The organism is Actinomadura soli (assembly GCF_005889715.1).
Lineage (GTDB): Bacteria > Actinomycetota > Actinomycetes > Streptosporangiales > Streptosporangiaceae > Spirillospora > Spirillospora soli.
Map to the genome: position 1 here is coordinate 1 of NZ_VCKW01000006.1, position 18,213 is coordinate 18,213.

Below are 18,213 nucleotides of genomic sequence, written 5' to 3' on the forward strand. Positions count from 1 at the left end.
GTCTGGGAGGGTGGGCAAAGCCACGTCCACGTTGCCGCGGAGCAGGTCGGCTTTGGGGCGATTCCTGGCTACGCTGGCGCAGTGAGCGGCGCCACAACGAGGTGGCGAAGTGTCTCTAGGGGAGTTAGTCGATGAGCGGCATGCTCGATCAAGCGAAGGACGACCTGCTCCGGCGGGCGGCTGAGACGTGCGCGCAGCGTCCAGGGGCGCGCGGCGGTGACACGGAGGAGGCCTTCGCCTACCTCCGGCTGTACTACCGGCACGTCGCTCGCGAGGACCTGCTGGATCGGGATCCGGCCGACATCTGCGGCCCCGCGATGGCGCACCGCGCGCTCGGCGAGGAGCGGCCCCAGGGACGCGCGAAGGTGCGCGTCTTCACGCCGTCGCTGGAGGAGTACGGCTGGGACCCGGGCCACACGATCGTGCAGGTCGTCACCGACGACATGCCGTTCCTGGTCGACTCGGTCACGATGGAGCTGACCCGGCACCAGCTCGCCACGCACCTGATCGTCCACCCGCTGCTGGGCGTGGACCGCGACGTCGCGGGCCACCTGAAGGCGTTCCGCGGCAAGCTCGACAGCGACGACGACGTCGACGAGTCGTGGATGCACATCGAAGTGGACCGTACCAGCGACCGGTCCGTCCTGGACGAACTGGAGAAGGACCTGCTCCGCGTCCTCGGGGACGTCCGCGTCGCCGTCGAGGACGAGCCGAAGATGCGGGCCCGCGCCGGTGAGATCGCCGCCGCGATCCAGGAGACCGCGCCGCCGCTGCCGGACAAGGAGCTCGCCGAGGGCATCGAGCTGCTCGACTGGCTGGCGAACGGGCACTTCACCTTCCTCGGCTACCGCGACTACACGCTCACCGAGAGCGGCACCGCGCTCAAGCCCGAGCCGGGCACCGGCCTCGGCATCCTGCGCAGCGACAAGCAGGAGTCCGACAGCTTCGCGGCGCTGCCGCCCGAGGTCCGAGAGAAGGCGACGGAGAAGCGCCTGCTGGTGCTCACCAAGGCGAACTCGCGCTCCACCGTCCACCGCCCGCTCTACCTCGACTACATCGGCGTCAAGAAGTTCGACGAGTCCGGCGCGGTCATCGGCGAGCGCCGCTTCCTCGGCCTGTTCACGCACGTCGCCTACAGCGAGTCGCTGTCGCACATCCCCGTCCTCAAGCGGAAGCTGGAGGAGGTGCTTGAGCTCGCCGGTTTCACCGCCGACAGCTACGACGGCCAGGACCTCATCGAGATACTGGAGAGCTACCCGCGCGACGAGCTGTTCCAGATCTCCGTCGACGACCTGCTGCCGATCTCGCTCGGCGTGCTGCGGCTGCGCGAGCGCCGCCAGCTGAAGCTGTTCCTGCGCAAGGACCTGTACGGCCGCTACATGTCCTGCATGGTGTACCTGCCGCGCGACCGCTACACCACCAAGGTCCGGCTCCGCGTCCAGGACCTGCTGAAGGACGCGTTCGACGGCGTCAGCGTCGACTACAGCGCCAACGTGACCGAGTCGATGCTGGCGCGGCTGCACGTGGTGGTCCGCGGCGAGCGCGGCCGTCCGCTGCCCGATGTCGACGTGCCCGAGCTGGAGGCGCGGCTCGCCGCCGCCATCCGCTCCTGGGAGGACGACCTCGGCGACGCGATCGTCGAGCAGTGCGGCGAGGAGCGCGCCCGGACCCTCGTCCGCCGGTTCGGGGACGCCTTCCCCGAGGGCTACAAGGCCGACTTCCCCGCCCGCACCGCCGTCGCCGACCTGCGCCGCCTGGACGACCTGAAGGACGGCGTCGCCGACACGTCCATCAACCTGTACGAGCCGTACAGCGCCGAGCCGGGCGAGCGCCGCTTCAAGATCTACCGGCTGGGCGACCCGATCTCGCTGTCGCGGGTGCTGCCGCTGCTGCAGAACATGGGTGTCGAGGTGATCGACGAGCGGCCGTACGAGATCAGGACCTCCGACGGGCACCGGTTCTGGATCTACGACCTGGGGCTGCGGTACGAGCCGCCCGCCGGCGTCGCCGAGGAGTCCATCAAGGGCCCGTTCCAGGACGCGTTCACCCGGCTGTGGCGCGGCGAGATCGAGAACGACGGGTTCAACGCGCTCGTCCTGCACGTCGGGCTGAACTGGTGGCAGGCGATGATCCTGCGCGCCTACGCGCTCTACCTGCGGCAGACGGGCACGACGTTCTCCAAGCGCTACATCGAGCAGGTGCTGCTGCGGAACGCGTCCATCACGCGGCTGATCGTCCGGCTGTGGGAGAGCCGCCTCGACCCGACGCTGCAGGGCGGCGAGCAGGAGCGCAGCGCGGGCATCACCGAGGAGCTCCAGGGCAAGCTGGACGACGTCGCCAGCCTCGACGAGGACCGCATCCTCCGCGCCTACCTCGCGCTCGTCCAGGCGACCCTGCGCACCAACCACTACCGGCGCAAACCGTACCTGTCGATGAAGTTCGACCCGCACGCCATCCCCGACCTGCCCGAGCCCCGTCCCACGTACGAGGTCTTCGTGTACTCGCCGAAGGTCGAGGGCGTGCACCTGCGGTTCGGGACGGTGGCGCGCGGCGGGCTCCGTTGGTCCGACCGCCGCGAGGACTTCCGCACCGAGATCCTCGGGCTGGTCAAGGCGCAGGCCGTGAAGAACACGGTGATCGTCCCGGCGGGCGCGAAGGGCGGGTTCGTCGGCAAGCAGCTGCCCGACCCGTCCGCCGACCGGGAGGCGTGGCAGCAGGCCGGAATCGCCTGCTACAAGGACTTCATCTCCGGCCTGCTCGACCTCACCGACAACCTCGTGGACGGCAAGGTCGTCCCGCCGCCGAACGTCGTCCGGCACGACGGCGACGACACCTACCTGGTCGTCGCCGCCGACAAGGGCACCGCGACGTTCTCCGACCTCGCCAACGGCGTCGCCGCCGAGTACGGCTTCTGGCTCGGTGACGCGTTCGCGTCCGGCGGCTCGGTCGGCTACGACCACAAGGGCATGGGCATCACCGCCCGCGGCGCCTGGGAGTCGGTGAAGTACCACTTCCGCTCCCTGGGCACGGACGTCCAGAACGAGGACTTCACCGCCGTCGGCATCGGCGACATGTCAGGCGACGTGTTCGGCAACGGCATGCTCCTCTCCGAGCACACCCGCCTCGTCGCCGCGTTCGACCACCGGCACATCTTCATCGACCCCCAGCCGGACGCCGCTACCTCGTTCGCCGAGCGCCGCCGGCTGTTCGACCTGCCGCGCAGCAGCTGGGCCGACTACGACGCCGCGCTGATCTCCAAGGGCGGCGGCGTGTACCCCCGCACCGCCAAGTCGATCGCGCTGACCCCGCAGACGCGGGCCGCGCTCGGCATCGAGGACGGCGTGAAGGCGCTCGCCCCGTTCGAGCTGATCAGGAGCATCCTGAAGGCGCCGGTCGACCTGCTGTGGAACGGCGGCATCGGCACCTACGTGAAGTCGTCCATCGAGAACAACGCCGACGTCGGCGACAAGGCCAACGACCCGGTCCGGATCGACGGCTCCGAGCTGCGCTGCCGCGTCGTCGGCGAGGGCGGCAACCTCGGCGTCACCCAGCTCGGCCGGATCGAGTTCGCCCGGACCGGCGGCCTCATCAACACCGACTTCATCGACAACTCGGCCGGCGTCGACACCTCCGACCACGAGGTCAACATCAAGATCCTGCTCGACCAGGTCGTCCGGGACGGCGAGCTGACCGGCAAGCAGCGCGACGGCCTGCTGTACGAGATGACCGACGAGGTCGGACGGCTCGTCCTGCGCGACAACTACGCGCAGAACGTCGTCCTCGCCGGCGCCCGCGCCCAGGCACCGGCGATGCTCCACATCCACGCCCGCTACCTGCGCAAACTCGAACGCGAGGGCCGTCTCCTGCGGCGCATCGAGTTCCTCCCGGACGACAAGGCCCTGGCCGAGCGCAGGCAGGCGGGCCTCGGGCTCACCAGCCCCGAGTTCTCCGTCCTGCTCGCCTACGCCAAGCTCGCCCTCGACCACGACCTCGTCGCGTCCGACCTGGCCGACGACCCGTATCTGGAGTCGTGGCTGGTCGACTACTTCCCGACCCCGCTGCGCGAGCGGTTCCGCCCCTACATGGACCGGCACCCGCTGCGCCGCGAGATCATCACCACGGCCGTGGTGAACGACCTGGTCAACGCGAGCGGCTCCACGTTCGTGTTCCGGATGAACGAGGAGACGGGGGCGTCGTCGTCCGACATCGCCCGCGCCTACCTCGTCGCCCGCGACGTGTTCGAGATGCCGAAGTTCTGGCGGTCGGTGGAGTCGCTGTCCCACGAGATCGACGAGTCCACCCAGATCGCGATGCTGCTGGAGGCCCGGAAGCTGACCGAGCGCGGCGCCCGCTGGCTGCTGCACAACCGGCGGCCGCCGTTCGACATCCGCGAGACGATCGACTTCTTCGCCGGGAGCGCGGCCGCGCTGAGCACCCACCTGTCGAAGCTCCTCGTGGGGCTGGACCTCGCCGCGTTCGAGCAGCGCCGCGACGGCTTCGCCCAGCGCGGCGTCCCGGACGGGCTGGCCGAGCGCTGCGCGACGTTCGTCCCCGCCTTCTCCACCTTCGACCTCGTCGGCATCGCGCACGACACGGGCCGCCCGGTGGAGGAGGTCGCGGAGGCGTACTTCGACCTGGCCGACCGCCTCCAGCTGTCCCGGCTCCGCGAACGCATCATCGCGCTGCCCCGCGACGACAAGTGGCGCTCGATGGCCCGCTCCGCCCTCCGTGACGACCTGTACACCGCGCACGCGGCCCTGACCAGGGACGTCCTCGTCACCAGCGAGCCGGGCGGACACCCGGAGGAGCGCATGGTCCACTGGGCGGAGAAGAACAAGCCGGCCGTCCAGCGCGCCCAGCAGACCCTCAGCGAGATCTGGGAAAGCGACAGCTTCGACCTGGCGACCCTCTCCGTGGCCCTGGGCGCCATCCGCACCCTGGTCACCGCCAGCTCGCTTCCATCCGCCGAATAGGCACCGCCGGATGCCGGGCTGGTTCCGCTGCAGCGGTCAGAAGCGCGGGACCGCCCGGCACCCGACGGAGATCAGGTGCCGTGCGCGATGACGGCTTTGCGGTACATCCCGGTGACCGTGGCGCGGCCCTTCGGCGGGACGGCGGCCAGGTACTGCACGAGGACGGTCGTGTCCATGCGTGTCCGGGCGGCCTTGACCGGGGCGAGACCGAGAAGGTCTCCGCCTACGGCCAACTGTCCCCGCTTGGACGAGGAGTACGCCTCGTTCTGCTTGAGGACGTACCAGACCAGGGCCCCCCGGTCCTTGGTGCGGAGCGCGAACACCCGGTACCTGGTGGGGGAGAAGCGGGACGAGAGCGTGACGCCTCGTCCGGCCAGGGTCTGCTCGCCCTGCTTCAGCGCCTTGTACGTCTCGCTGGTCTGCGCCCCGTCCGCGAGGAGGGACGCCTTCGACGCGCCGGGCCCGTCGGTGAGGAGCGCGGCGTGCGCCTCGGGCAGCTTGCCGGGCGCGGTGGCGAGGCCGTTCTTCTCGTCCGGCTCGACCGGGGTGGCGTAGCCGTCCGGGTCGAGGGCGACGGTGCTGAGCGCGTCGCTGGTGGGGTAGGGGTTGGCGGTCAGCAGCCAGGGCGCCCCAGGCTTGGCCTGCGTGAACAGCAGCGCGTGCCGCATCGAGCGCTTCCCCTGCCCGGTGACGGCGCCGGCCGCGAACCAGTGCGGGTATCCGCTCACCCGCGGGATGTAGAACGTCGTGTTCGAGAACTTCACTTCGGGCGGCGGCCGCTTGATGACGCGGCGGAGCTTGAGTGACGCGTCGTCCATGGACAGCTGCGGGTCTGCCTCGATGCCGGCCAGGGCCCCGCGGTTGAGCTTGCGCCTGACCCGGTTGGCCCCGTCGGCGTAGGAGTCGAGGATCCGCTGGGCCTGCGCCTTGTCGAGCGCCGGCGCGGCCGCGCGTCTCTCCGCCTCGGCCGACGATGGCGAGCCTTCCGAGCAGCCGGTGCCCATGGCGGCCGTGAGCAGGCAGGACGTGAAGAGTGAAGCGACGGTGATGGTGCGTGCGGGCATTGCGAAAGCCCCCCGAAGTGGCGACGGAGATCCGGACCGCACGCCATCCTCGCAGAGTGACCACACAGTCACTCTGTGAACACGAAACCTCGCCGCGCAAAACTTTCCGGTGGGCGGGCGAAGGACGCCCAGGTCAGGCGGTCTGCTGCTCCTGCTGCCGGAGCCAGCGGATCTCGGCCTCGATGAACTCGTCGATGTCGCCGTCCAGCACCGCCGAGGGGTTGCCGACCTCGATGCCGGTGCGCAGGTCCTTCACGATCTGGTACGGGTGCAGCACGTAGTTGCGGATCTGCGTGCCCCAGCTGCTGGTGCCCTCGCCGCGCAGCGCGGACATCTTGTCCGCCTCCTCCTGCCGCTTGCGCTCCAGGAGCTTGGCCTGCAGGACGTTCATCGCCGTGGCCTTGTTCTGGATCTGGCTGCGCTCGTTCTGGCAGGACACGACGATGCCGGACGGGATGTGCGTGATCCGCACGGCCGAGTCGGTGGTGTTGACTCCCTGGCCGCCGGGCCCGGACGACCGGTACACGTCGATGCGCAGGTCGTTCTCGTCGATGTCGACGTGGTCGCTCTGCTCGACCACCGGGACGACGTCCAGGCCCGCGAACGACGTCTGGCGGCGGCCCTGGTTGTCGAACGGGGAGATCCGGACGAGCCGGTGCGTGCCGTGCTCGCCGCGCAGCGTCCCGTAGGCGTAGGGCGCCTTGACCGTGAACGTCGTCGACTTGATCCCCGCCTCTTCGGCGAAGGACGTCTCGTAGATCTCGGTCGGGTAGTTGTGCCGCTCCGCCCAGCGCAGGTACATGCGCTGGAGCTGCTCGGCCCAGTCGGCCGCGTCGACCCCGCCGGCCTGGGCGTTGATCGTGACGAGCGCCTCCCGCGCGTCGTACTCGCCCGACATGAGGGTGCGGACCTCGAGCTGCTGGACCGCCTTGTGCAGCCCCGCGAGCTCATCGTCGGCCTCCGTGCGGGTGTCGGCGTCGTCCATCTCCTGGGCGAGCTCGTACAGCGTCACGGTGTCGTCCAGCCGCTGCCGCAGGCCCTCGACCTTGCCCAGCTCGCTCTCCAGGTACGACAGGCGGCGCGTCACCGTCTGGGCGCGCTCCTGGTCGTTCCACAGGTCGGGGTCGGCCGACTGCTCGCGCAGCTCGGCGATGTCGCGCCGCATGCCGTCGAGGTCCAGCACCTGCTCGATGCCGGTGAGGGTCGAGCCGAGCTCCTTGAGCTGCTCTTCGGGTTCGATGGCTGCCACGCCTTCGAGCTTATCGCCGTCCGGGCACCGGTCGGGCGTCCGATGCTCCCCGGCCGGACCTGGGGCGGACGCGGCTCCCTCCTCGGTCATGGCCTGCCCGCCCCGTCCGGCCAATATCATGCGGGTGGCAGAATCACGGGCCGAGGAGGCCGGCCGAGGACGGCGGGCCGTGGAGTTCGGTCCGGGGGACGGGTCTGTGCACAGGTTCTCGCGGATGGTCGCGGCAGCGATGATCGTCGTCATGCCGCTGGCCGCGGGCTGCGCCGAGGGCAAGGCGAAGGCGCGGCCGAGCGCCGCCATGCCCACGACGTCGCCGCCCGAGCCGGTCCCGCTGACGCCGGAGGCCGCCGGGCGCGCGTTCCGCACCTACGTCACCGACGAGGACGTGGCCAGGGCCGCCGGCGACGAGCGGCTGGCGCTGTCGTGGACGTCCGACGGCCAGTCCCAGCTCACCGCGGCCGAGTTCCGTAAGGCCGCCTACGACGGCGACCCGGTGCGGCGCTTCGTCTACGGCGAGCCCAAGCTTTACGTCCCGAAGCTGAAGGACGCCTCCTACCCGCAATGGTTCCTTGTGTCGGTCGACCGTTCCGTCCTGGGGGAGTCCAAGAGCAAGCGCAGGGCGCTGATGGCGTTCATCCTGCGCGGCCCGTCCGACGACTGGAAACTGACGCTCGCGACCCTTCTGCAGCCGAAGGCGAAGGAACCGGCGGTCTTGATCGACAAGGACGGTTACGCGACCCCGCTGGGCAGCGACGACACGTCGGTGCTGATCCGTCCCCGCGACGTCGGCGGCATCCAGGCGACGATCGCCGCGGAGGGCGGACGCAGCGTGGCCGCGAAGGTGATGAAGTCCGGGACCGTCACCACGGGCTTCTACCGGGCGGCGAGGAAGGCCAAGAAGAAGGCCAGGGAGCAGGACCTCACGCTGCAGGTCGTCTACACGGCGACGCCCTTCCCGTACTTCGGGCTGCGGACGAGGACCGGCGGCGGCCTGATCATCTATTCGCTGTTCCGCAACACCTCGCTCGTCGCCAAGGACCCGGAGACCCCGAAACCGGAGATCCCGGAGGAGGCGGAGCACCTGCTCGACGGGACCGTCGAGGGCAACGAGGTCGCCACGACGGCGACCCTGCATTTCGCGGCGTACGACCCCGCGCGGGCCGAGAAGGACGAGCCGCAGGCGAAGGCGCACCTGATCGCCGACGACGGGGCGATCTCCAAGGCCGCCACTCCGCCGCTCAAGAAACCCTAGGAAGCCGGGGAGCCGAGGGATCTACGGGCGCCGCAGGGGCCGGCCGTGCGGCGGGCTCGCCCGCTGTGGAGAGGTCCTAGCCGTAGACCCGCTGGACGACGAGCGCGACGAAGAGCAGCGCGACGAGCCCCGCCAGGACGAGGGCGGGCGGCACGGCCGGGCCGTGTCGGTGCAGTTCGGACCGGGCCTCCCGGCAGGTCGCGCAGCGCCCCTCCACCACCGGGTTCGAGCACCGAGCGCAGATCAGATGTTCGCAGCTCACGTCGTGACCCCAATCTCCGAGAACGGGACGCCGACCCCGTGGCGGGAAACGTCGGCCTGTCTGGTCTCTGTCGAGCTCGTCGGGTGTCTGTCCACCTATTAGGTATCTTTCTCCATCATCCAGCCTAGCCGGACTGTATGGTCGTTCCGGCAAGTCCGGGAGCTTGACGGTACGAAACGACCGGACGTCGGGAGATGGTTCGCATGGCACTGACCGGACGGGAGCGGAATGATCCGGCGATGCGGGCGGCCTTGCGCGTTCGTACCACGTCGAGTGGGACGAGACAGTTGACTCTCCCCTCTACACTGCTCGAAGGCTCCGCGTCCCACCCGGTCGCGAAGCCGGGCGGCACAGGCCGGAGACCGCGGGCGACCAGCCCGCGGGCCGCGGTCCGGGCCGCTCCCCAACCCCTAGACTGAACCGCCGTGATGCAGCCGTGATCCATTTCGACAACGTCACCAAGGTCTACCCGAGCCAGAACCGGCCCGCCCTGGCGCACGTGAACGTCGCCATCGAGAAGGGCGAGTTCCTGTTCCTGGTGGGGCCGTCCGGCTCCGGCAAGTCGACCTTCCTGCGCCTCATCCTGAAGGAGGAGCGTCCTTCCCAGGGTCACGTGCACGTGGCGGGCAAGGACCTGAGCAGGCTGAGCAACTGGAAGGTGCCGCACCTGCGCCGCAGGATCGGCTGCGTCTTCCAGGACTTCCGCCTTCTCCCCAACAAGAACGTCTTCGAGAACGTCGCTTTCGCCCTCGAGGTGATCGGCAAACCGCGGCGGTTCATCGGCAAGGTCGTCCCCGAGGTCGTCGACCTCGTCGGCCTTGAGGGCAAGATGCACCGGATGCCGGACGAGCTGTCCGGCGGCGAGCAGCAGCGCGTCGCCATCGCGCGGGCGTTCGTCAACCGGCCGATGATCCTGCTGGCGGACGAGCCGACGGGGAACATCGACCCCGCGACCTCGATCGGCATCATGAAGGTGCTGGACCGTATCAACCGGACCGGCACCACCGTCGTGATGGCCACCCACGACGCCGCGATCGTCGACGCGTTCCGCAAGCGCGTCGTCGAGCTGGAGGACGGGCGCGTCGTCCGCGACCAGTCCCGCGGCGTGTACGGGCAGGCCTACTGACCCTCCACGGCAATTCCATCTGAACCATCGATTCCTTCCGGGTCGTACGACACCGAGTACGGCGTCGGGCGCGGCCCACAGGTGGGAACCGCCCGCATCGGGCCGCGTTCCACGGTACGGAGACGGCCCGGGCTTCCGGCGGGACACAGGCGATCAAGGACAGCGAGGCATGCGCGTACAGTTCGTTCTCCAGGAGATCTGGATCGGTCTCCGCCGGAACATGACGATGACGATCTCCCTCGTCATCACCGTCGCCATCGCCATGGCGCTCTTCGGCACCGGGTTGCTCCTGCGGGAGCAGGTCCGGGCGTCCAAGAGCTTCTGGTACGACAAGATCGAGGTCTCGATCTTCCTGTGCGCCAAGACGAGTTCCAACGAGGCCTGCCAGAAGCAGGACATCACCGAGCAGCAGCGGCAGACCCTCAAGGGGCAGCTGGAGAAGATGCCGCAGGTCTCGAACGTCGAGTACGAGAGCAAGCAGCAGGCGTACACCCGGTTCAAGGACAACTTCGCGGGCGCGCCCGGCTTCGTGGAGAGCACCAAAGAGGGTGACATTCCCGACTCGTTCCGGGTGAAGCTGAAGAATCCCGAGGAGTACAAGGCGGTCGCGCAGGCGATGCTCGGGCAACCGGGCGTCGACACCGTGATCAACGAACAGGAGATCCTGAAACGGTTCTTCAGGATCCTGAACGGCCTGCAGGTGGCCGCGCTGACGATCGCGTTGATCCAGGTGGTCGCGGCGGTGATGCTGGTCGGCAACACCGTCCGGCTGTCGGCGTTCAACCGGCGCCGGGAGACGGGCATCATGCGGCTGGTCGGCGCGTCCAACACCTACATCCAGATGCCGTTCATCCTGGAGGGTGCGATCGCCGGGCTGATCGGCGGGATGTTCGCGTCCATCCTGCTCATGTTCAGCAAGACACTGCTGGTCGACAGATTGGCGGGCGACGTCCAGCTCGTCAGCCAGCTCGGCTGGAGCACGGTGGTCGCCGTCATCGTCCTGTCGATCTGCTTCGGCGTGCTGCTCTGTGCCGTCGCATCGTTCCTCACGCTGCGCAGATATCTGAGAATCTGACGGCGTGACCGGATCCGGCTGAAGCGCCGGGTCCGGCGTGGTCCGCCGCCCTACACTTGCCGCATGTTCCGGTCCGGCTTCCTGCGGGGGGACGATTCCCCACACCCCCCGGAAAAGCCCGCACGGCTCGGGGGAGGGCGGCCCCGGCGAACCTCCCGTGTCAGGACGGCCGGGCGCTTGCTGCGCGGTGCCGCCGTCGCCACCGCGATCCTCTGCGCGTACGGGCTGGGGATGGTGAGCGGCTCGGGGTCGCAGCGGCACAGCGCCGTCGCGGGCGACGGGTCCGTCCTCGACGAGGCCGCCGCGAAGATCGGCGGCCATGCCGAGAGGCCGGTCGGACGCGCCGAACTCGACCGCGCCGCCATCGAGGGCATGCTGCGCGGCCTCGGCGACAGGTGGGCGCAGTACTACTCCGCCCGCGAGTTCGACGATGCCGAAGGACGCCTGACCGGCCACTACAGCGGCGTCGGCCTGTGGCTAGGCGGCGTGGACGGCGATCCAGGCGCCCGTGCGGCCCGCTCCGGCGTGGTGGTCGCGAGCGTCCAGCCCGGTGGCGCCGCCGCCCGTGCCGGAGTGCTGCCCGGCGACGTCATCACCGGAGTCGGGAACGCGTCCGCGGCCGGCTGGGACGTCGAGCGGGTAGCCGAGGCGCTGCGCGGACGTCCGGACGAGCCCGTCGAACTCACCGTCGAACGCGACCGTAGAACTATGCGGTTCCACCTCGTCCGCACACCGGTCCCCGCAGGAGACGTCACCGTGACCGAGCTTCCCGAGCAGGCGCGGATGATCCGGATCGGCTCCTTCACGCGTGGGACGGGGCAGCGGGTCCGCGCCGCGGCGGCCGGACGGTCGCCGTCCGGCGGTCCCGTGGGCGGTGTCCTGCTCGACCTGCGCGGCAACCCGGGCGGGCTGCTGGACGAGGCCGTCGAGACGGCGTCGGCGTTCCTGTCCGGCGGGCCCGTCGTGACGTACGAGCCGCGCGGGCTGCCCGTCCAGCGGCGCATGGTGACCCTGCCCGGCGACGCCGGGACGCCGCTCGTCGTCCTGGTGGACGCCGGCACCGCGAGCGCGGCGGAGATCGTCGCGGGGTCCCTGCGCGACCGCGACCGCGCGGTGATCATAGGATCGCGTACATACGGGAAGGGTTCGGTGCAGGAGCCCATCCGGCTGGCCGACGGGTCGGTGATCGAACTGACCGTCGGTCGCTACCGCACCCCGAGCGGCCGTAACCTCGACGGGGTCGGGATCGAACCCGACGTGGCGGTCTCCGCCGACCGTCCCCCCAAGGAGGCCGAGCGGAGAGCCCGGACGGTGCTGCGCGGCCTGCGCGCCGCCCTGCCGCCGGGAACCGCCGGGCCGCACAAGGACGAGGACTGAGGACGTGGCACGCGACACCGGGCGCAAGAAGGACAAGGACGCCGGGCACAGGCTCATAGCCCAGAACAAGCGGGCCCGCTACGACTACCACATCGACGACACGTGGGAGGCGGGCATGGTGCTGATGGGCACCGAGGTGAAGGCGCTGCGCGCCGGCCGCGCCTCCCTCGCCGACGGCTACGCGCACGTGCGGGACGGGGAGGTGTGGCTGGAGAACGTCCACATCCCCGAGTACACGCAGGGCACCTGGACCAACCACGCCCCCCGCAGGCGCCGCAAGCTGCTGCTGAACCGCCGCGAGATACAGAAGATCATCACCAAGTCGGAGGAGCCCGGCTGGACGCTGATCCCGCTGTCCCTCTACTTCAAGGACGGGAGGGCCAAGGTCGAGATCGGCCTGGCCCGTGGTAAGAAGGCGTACGACAAGCGCCAGGCCCTCGCGAAGCGGGAAGCCGAGCGGGAGATGCAGAAGGCGGCGGCGGCCCAGTTCAGGAGACGGTGAAGGGTGCCGATGACCAACCGTGGCCGGAGGCGGCTTCCGCGGGGCACGCGGGCTGTGCGGGGCGCGCGGACGCGCCGGCGTCAGGGGGCGTCCCTCGCGGTCTGCGCCGCCCTCGTCGCGTCCCTGACGACGGGATGCTGGGCCGAGCCGTCGGCTATGCCCGCCGTCCGCGACTTCCTGATCGCCTGGCAGGTCGGCAACTACGAGGCGGCCGCAGGCCGGACCGTCGGCATCGACAAGCGGCAGGTCGAGGACGCGCTCAGCCGCGTCCGGCAGCAGCTGGACGCCGCGTCCCTGCGGCTGTCCCTCGGCACCCAGGTCAAGGGCAGCGACGTCGACCAGATCGTCAAGAAGGGCGACGAGGCCGACGCGCGCTTCACCGTGAAGATCGACCTCGGGGAGAACGGCCAGCCGTGGGAGTACCCCGGGCTGATGCACCTGCGCCGGATCGGCGGCAAGTGGAAGGTGGTCTGGAGCCCGTCCATCGTCCACACGAAGCTGAAGCCCGGGCAGCGGCTCGCCGTGGTGACGGAGGTGCCGAAGCGCGCCCCCATCACCGACACGCAGGGCCGCTCCGTGCTGCAGGCGGTCGACGCCTTCATGGTCGGCGTGTACCCCGGGCAGCTCGCCGATCCGCAGAAGACCCTCGACCTGCTCGCCAAGCAGACGAAGATCGACGGTGGCCGCCGGCTGGACGCCGAACGCCTGCTCGGCCGCGTCCAGTCCGCACCGCCGCAGGAGTTCCTGCCGCTCCTCACACTCCAGGTCCCGACGCACAGCAAGCTGATCCAGCGGCTCAACCGCGTCCCGGGCATCCGGTTCCAGGCCGTCAAGGCCCCCATCGCGCCCGCGTACGCGCCCGAGCTGATCGGCGGCCTCGGCCCCGCCACCGCCGACCGCCTCCAGCAGGTCGGCGCCCCCTACCAGCCGGGCGACACCATCGGCGTCAGCGGCATCCAGCTCCTCCAGCAGCGCCGCCTCGCCGGGACGCCCACCGTCCGGGTCGTGGCGCAGGACGAGACCGGCGAGAACACCGAGGAGCTGCGTTCCTGGCCCGGCCAAGACCCGCAGGCCGTCCGCACCACGCTCGACCCTGGCTTCCAGCGCCGCGCCGACTTCGCCCTCAACGGGCTGACCTATCCCGCGTCCATGGTGGCGGTACGTCCGAGCACCGGCGAGGTCCTGGCCGTCTCCAACCATGGGACGAACGGCCAGAACCTCGCGTTCGAGGGCCACTACCCGCCCGGTCTGACGTTCGGGATCGTCTCCGCCGAGGCGCTGTTCTCCCAGGCCGGGATGAACCAGTCCACGAAGACGACCTGCCCCGGCAAGGTGACCGTCGGCAACCAGACGTTCGTCAACAAGGCCCGCCCTGACGGCCCGTTCTCCACCCACTTCGCCACGTCCTGCAAGACGACCCTCGCGCAGCTGGGCAGCAAGCTGGACGCGCAGACCCTCGTCAAGGAAGCGGGCCAGCTCGGCCTGGGCCAGAACTGGGGCCTGATGGTCCCGGCGTTCACCGGCTCTGTCCCGACCCCCGCCGACGAGGGCGAGAAGGCGGCCGCCATGGTCGGCGAGGGCAAGGTCGAGGTGAGCCCCCTGGCCATGGCCCTCGTCGCCGCCGCCGCGCAGAACGGCACCTGGAAGCCGCCGTACGTCCTCTCGGACATCCCCAAGACCGTCCAGGCGCCCGCGCCGCAGAACCTGCGGCCCGAGTCCATCTCCAGCCTCAAGAAGCTCCTCGGCCGCAACGCCAAGTTCGGCAACGCCCGCGGCGCCCGCGTCTCCGGCGACGTCGTCGGCGTCGCCGCGCTCGCCACCTACCAGCGGGACGGCGCCACCAGGACCGTCTCCTGGTTCGTCGGCTCCATCGGCGACCGCGCCTTCGCCATCGCCGTCGAGGGCCGCGTCAACACCCCCCAGCTCGCCGCCAGGTTCCTGACCGGCACAGCTCGCGGCGCGGGGTAGACGACTTTGTCATCCCTTTAAGCATCAGGCGCAACTAACCCACCGCTCCCGAGCGTCTTTACGGGTGACTGAGACACCGCTTGGGGGGTTGCGGGCTCAGTCGCCGTGATGAGACCAGAGCCTCGTCTCGGGGGAGGCTCTGTCGTCCGGACCGGCCCGACCCTGCCGGTCGACCCCGGTGGGCGCGACCAGTTCGCGCTCACCGGGGTTCACGGCCGCCGGGAATCACGTTGCCCGTTCACGCGTTATCCTTGTAACGTCATCATGCGGACGTCCCCGGACGCCCGTTTGACAACTGAACATGGGGGTGACCGGCTTCGACTTCGGTCGTTCGAGCCAGGGGAAGCGGGTCGAGGGTTGCTGTCGTGACCTCGTAAATCCTGTGACAGCAAACCAATAACTGCCAACACGAAGCAGTCCGAGTTCGCTCTCGCCGCCTGAGCGAGTAGCGAACTCTGTCAGCCCGGGTGAGTCTCCGCCCCGGGACCTGGCATCGTAAGGAGACTCCACCTACCAGCCCGGTCGCGGGGCCGGTAGGGAAACCCAACAGCGACTGAGTCCGTCGGCGACACGCCTGCGTGAGCGCCGGGACTGAGAAAACGCCAAGCAGGCTGCACCCGGAGAAGCCCTAGCCCATCACCGAAGGACGCGGGTTCGATTCCCGCCACCTCCACCACCCGCGAAGCCGCCGGCCAGAACACATCTGACCGGCGGCTTCCGCGCGCACGCCACCGTTCCTCTACGAACTCGACCCCGATGGCGCGCGCGAGGTTCTCGACGACGTTCAGCCCGAAGGGCACCACAGCCGACGCGGCGAACACACGCTGCTGGAAGCGGCGGAGCCCCTCCCGCCCCTCGGGCTGTATTCCTTGAGGTCGTCGGGTGTCCACTTCGAGCCACACGTTATCCACGCACTGGACGGCGAACCGTCCAGGCGACTCTCTACCCTTGGATCGCTATCGCCAAGGAGGGGTCACCATGCTGCCCAAGCTGCTGCAAGCGTTCTTCAAGGGCCTGTTCGCCGTCGTCATGACCCTGATGCCGACGTCCGTTCCCGCCGTCGCCACCCTCGTGGCCGTCAGTTCGACCATGGCCATCACGGCCGGCTGCGCAGCGGGGGACGATGACGACGGCGGCGATGACGAAGACAATGACGGCGGCGACGACGACTGATCGTCCGCGCCGCGCCCCGCCGCCCGTCACCGGTCTGCCAACGGCGCTTGACCTGACGGCGGCCTCGTGGTGGAGTGCCGAACGTTCGTTGACCAGCGGAGCGACGACCAGCAGATCGCCTGGGCCGACGAGCGGTTGCCCGGCAGGCGCGCCCGGCTTTTGTGACGCCGTGTTCCTTCTGCGCGCTGGCGCCGAATCACTCGCCGGTCGCTCCTTCCTCTGGCGCGCCTGACCCTGGCGACGGCTCCACTCGCACTTCGCTGACCGGCTGGGGTACGTGAATCCAGGCGAGTTCGGTGAAGCCCTTCTCGGGGATCATCACCTCCGTGCGCTGAAACGACTCGGCGTCCAGTGCGTCCCCGCAGTGCAGGATGACGTCCCTGTAGAGAACGTCGGGAACGATCAGCACGAAGTCCGAGGCCGGGTGCGCGGCGAGTGTCTGGCAGTGGAGTGGAGTCGAGGAGACGGTGGACCGCGATGGTGGAATCGCCGACCCAGCCGTTCGCGCCGTTGCTCACATGTCCGCGGTGCAGGGAGACCCGGATGCGGAGTCGAGCGTGCTCGCTCAAGTCGATGTTGCTCTCGACCAATGCCTTTCGGAGCTCGGTGACCAGCCGTGGGATGACGACCGTCTCGTCGATGTCCGGGGGCAGGACCACGAACTGCCCGTCTCCGGACGCTTGAACCTGGTTGTCCGGGACGTCGACCCCGGCATTGTGTCGGGCGCGGGCCAGTAGGTCGACGAACCGTCGCTGCGCACGGATGGCCTCGGTCAGTCGAAGTCGGCTGAAGCGTTCGATGTCGGCGGCCAGGCACAGCCTCACCCCCGACTTCGTCTGTGATCGGGCGCCCGGTCCAGCGGCCCAAGGCCGGCTCGGCACCGCCATACCCACATCGTGCGACACATTGGGACGCGGCCCGGATCGTCCTGGAGGCAGAGATGCGACGAAGGGCTGGGGTTCACCCGCGCTCACGTGCGCGATAGACCACCGGTTCTGACGGACCGTCGCATCGGCTCGCAGTGAACCGCGAAGATCGGGCAGGTCGGCAGGAACGGCCAGCACCGCGAGTACCATGTGGCCGCCGTGCACACCCCGTTCCGATTCGAACTGCGTTCCCGCCGCGGCAGTGGAGAGTCCGTCGAAGGAGACTGTCACCTCCGGCGCCTCGGCGGACTGACGGGGAGAGGCTGTCTCCAGGTCCAGGACCATCACGCGGTCGTCCTCGAACGACGTCCTAAGGTAGACGGCGATGATCACGGGCCGCCGCTTTTCCACCACCTCGAATGCCACCCGCAATCCCACCAGTTCGTGGCCGCCCAATACGGAGGGATCGACCCTGCCCTCCTGCTCGGTAAGCGGATACGCCGTGGGGAGGGCCAGGCGAATGGTCGCGACATAGGCCGCCTTGGACATGGGCAGCTTTCCACCGGCGGTCGTGAGTTCGACGCTCGCCGCCGGTTCGGAGTCCATCGACGCCGCGCTCATTCCCGGATCATGGGAAGGTCCGGCAGATAGCGTCGGTCGCCGGACAGGAATCCGGCATGCCCGCCGATCAGCGCCCTGCGGTGTCTGCCGTCGCGAATCTCGGCCGAGGTCGCGCAGATGACCAACGGCACGGACACGTCCGCCCCCGCCCTGACCAGTTCGATCCTCAGCTGGTGTGCGGCGGCATCGCCGACGCACAGGTCATGGACCTCGAATCTGCGCAACTGCAGGTAGTCCTTGCCTGCCACCGGTTCGGGCCCAGTCGTGGTCGTTCGTAGGTGGCTGAAAGTGAGACGCCGGACATGGGGTACGAGATGCGGAAGTTCCACCTCGTTGAGCTCTTCGGCCAGTTCCCTGCGCAGACACTCCGTCGCGCTCTCTCGATAGGCGCCGCTGAGGAACCAGCGTTCGAAGGCCGGAATCGATTTCCCGGGAAGGAAGCCACGCAGGTCATGATGGAGATCGTTGGCCAGCGGCTCGGGTCTGTCGGGCCGAAAGCCCCAGCTCTCCAGGAGCCGGGCCGCAGGGCCGAAGTGTTTGTACACCCCGCCCGGCGGGTTGAACACACCGGGACGGCTGGGAGAGTGCAGCAGAACATGGCGGTCGTCATCTCGGATGCGAACCAGAGCCGAAAAGGAGATCCTTACTTCCCGTGCGCGCATGGCCTCTTCTCTCCTCGCCTCCGCCATTGTCGCCCGGCCCGCG

General features: G+C 69.5%; 13 protein-coding genes and 1 other RNA gene. 9 read left to right on the forward strand and 5 right to left on the reverse strand.

Annotated elements, in window-relative coordinates; translation table 11 throughout:
* The first annotated feature begins 131 nt into the window (after positions 1-131).
* Positions 132-4,973, forward strand: a complete 4,842-nt coding sequence (locus tag ETD83_RS02235; protein WP_138643352.1) for an NAD-glutamate dehydrogenase — start codon at positions 132-134, stop codon at positions 4,971-4,973.
* 71 nt (positions 4,974-5,044) lie between these two features.
* Here the strand turns inward: ETD83_RS02235 and ETD83_RS02240 are convergent, their stop codons facing one another.
* Together ETD83_RS02240 and prfB are read right to left on the reverse strand one after the other, a co-directional pair.
* Positions 5,045-6,037, reverse strand: coding sequence for a hypothetical protein (locus ETD83_RS02240; RefSeq protein ID WP_138643353.1), 993 nt, complete (start codon positions 6,035-6,037; stop codon positions 5,045-5,047).
* Between the two features lie 133 nt (positions 6,038-6,170).
* Positions 6,171-7,286, reverse strand: coding sequence for a peptide chain release factor 2 (prfB, locus tag ETD83_RS02245; RefSeq protein WP_138643354.1), 1,116 nt, complete (start codon positions 7,284-7,286; stop codon positions 6,171-6,173).
* A gap of 124 nt (positions 7,287-7,410) precedes the next feature.
* Between prfB and ETD83_RS02250 the strand changes: the two genes are divergently transcribed.
* Positions 7,411-8,538 carry a hypothetical protein gene (locus ETD83_RS02250; RefSeq protein WP_138643355.1) on the forward strand — a complete coding sequence of 376 codons (1,128 nt, stop codon included), beginning with the start codon at positions 7,411-7,413 and terminating at the stop codon, positions 8,536-8,538.
* 76 nt (positions 8,539-8,614) lie between these two features.
* Here ETD83_RS02250 and ETD83_RS02255 read toward each other — a convergent pair whose 3' ends face one another.
* Entirely contained in the window at positions 8,615-8,800 is a 186-nt protein-coding gene (locus ETD83_RS02255; protein ID WP_138643356.1) for a hypothetical protein, read from the reverse strand.
* A gap of 436 nt (positions 8,801-9,236) precedes the next feature.
* Here ETD83_RS02255 and ftsE point away from each other — a divergent pair, with 436 nt between their 5' ends.
* The 7 genes from ftsE to ETD83_RS02290 all read left to right on the forward strand — a co-directional run bounded on the left by ftsE (position 9,237) and on the right by ETD83_RS02290 (position 16,021).
* Positions 9,237-9,926: a cell division ATP-binding protein FtsE gene (ftsE, locus tag ETD83_RS02260; RefSeq protein WP_138643357.1), complete on the forward strand. Its 690-nt coding sequence runs from the start codon at positions 9,237-9,239 to the stop codon at positions 9,924-9,926.
* A 169-nt stretch (positions 9,927-10,095) separates the two neighbouring features.
* Complete coding sequence (ftsX, locus tag ETD83_RS02265; protein WP_138643358.1) at positions 10,096-11,001, forward strand: permease-like cell division protein FtsX; 906 nt, start codon at positions 10,096-10,098, stop codon at positions 10,999-11,001.
* 177 nt (positions 11,002-11,178) lie between these two features.
* Positions 11,179-12,378, forward strand: a complete 1,200-nt coding sequence (locus ETD83_RS02270) for a S41 family peptidase (RefSeq protein ID WP_230420627.1) — start codon at positions 11,179-11,181, stop codon at positions 12,376-12,378.
* Between the two features lie 4 nt (positions 12,379-12,382).
* Positions 12,383-12,880, forward strand: a complete 498-nt coding sequence (gene smpB, locus ETD83_RS02275; RefSeq protein ID WP_138643360.1) for an SsrA-binding protein SmpB — start codon at positions 12,383-12,385, stop codon at positions 12,878-12,880.
* Between the two features lie 9 nt (positions 12,881-12,889).
* Complete coding sequence (locus tag ETD83_RS02280; protein WP_138643361.1) at positions 12,890-14,848, forward strand: penicillin-binding transpeptidase domain-containing protein; 1,959 nt, start codon at positions 12,890-12,892, stop codon at positions 14,846-14,848.
* Positions 14,849-15,151: 303 nt separating this feature from the next.
* Positions 15,152-15,524, forward strand: a transfer-messenger RNA (tmRNA) gene (ssrA, locus tag ETD83_RS02285).
* Between the two features lie 302 nt (positions 15,525-15,826).
* Positions 15,827-16,021 (forward strand): hypothetical protein, encoded by a 195-nt coding sequence (locus tag ETD83_RS02290; RefSeq protein WP_138643362.1) that lies wholly within the window; start codon positions 15,827-15,829, stop codon positions 16,019-16,021.
* A 26-nt stretch (positions 16,022-16,047) separates the two neighbouring features.
* Here ETD83_RS02290 and ETD83_RS02295 read toward each other — a convergent pair whose 3' ends face one another.
* Positions 16,048-17,508, reverse strand: a complete 1,461-nt coding sequence (locus ETD83_RS02295; protein ID WP_138643363.1) for a hypothetical protein — start codon at positions 17,506-17,508, stop codon at positions 16,048-16,050.
* Complete coding sequence (locus tag ETD83_RS02300; RefSeq protein WP_138643364.1) at positions 17,505-18,170, reverse strand: SMODS-associated NUDIX domain-containing protein; 666 nt, start codon at positions 18,168-18,170, stop codon at positions 17,505-17,507. Before ETD83_RS02300 ends, ETD83_RS02295 begins: the two co-directional genes overlap by 4 nt.
* Positions 18,171-18,213 lie beyond the last annotated feature (43 nt).

What these genes read in the sequence shown, in the direction of transcription:
- ETD83_RS02235 (WP_138643352.1), top strand. Translation starts at nt 132, where the DNA reads ATGAGCGGCATGCTCGATCAAGCGAAGGACGACCTGCTCCGGCGGGCG.
- ETD83_RS02240 (WP_138643353.1), bottom strand. Translation starts at nt 6,037, where the DNA reads ATGCCCGCACGCACCATCACCGTCGCTTCACTCTTCACGTCCTGCCTG.
- ftsX (WP_138643358.1), top strand. Translation starts at nt 10,096, where the DNA reads ATGCGCGTACAGTTCGTTCTCCAGGAGATCTGGATCGGTCTCCGCCGG.
- ETD83_RS02280 (WP_138643361.1), top strand. Translation starts at nt 12,890, where the DNA reads ATGACCAACCGTGGCCGGAGGCGGCTTCCGCGGGGCACGCGGGCTGTG.
- ETD83_RS02290 (WP_138643362.1), top strand. Translation starts at nt 15,827, where the DNA reads ATGCTGCCCAAGCTGCTGCAAGCGTTCTTCAAGGGCCTGTTCGCCGTC.
- ETD83_RS02295 (WP_138643363.1), bottom strand. Translation starts at nt 17,508, where the DNA reads ATGAGCGCGGCGTCGATGGACTCCGAACCGGCGGCGAGCGTCGAACTC.
- ETD83_RS02300 (WP_138643364.1), bottom strand. Translation starts at nt 18,170, where the DNA reads ATGCGCGCACGGGAAGTAAGGATCTCCTTTTCGGCTCTGGTTCGCATC.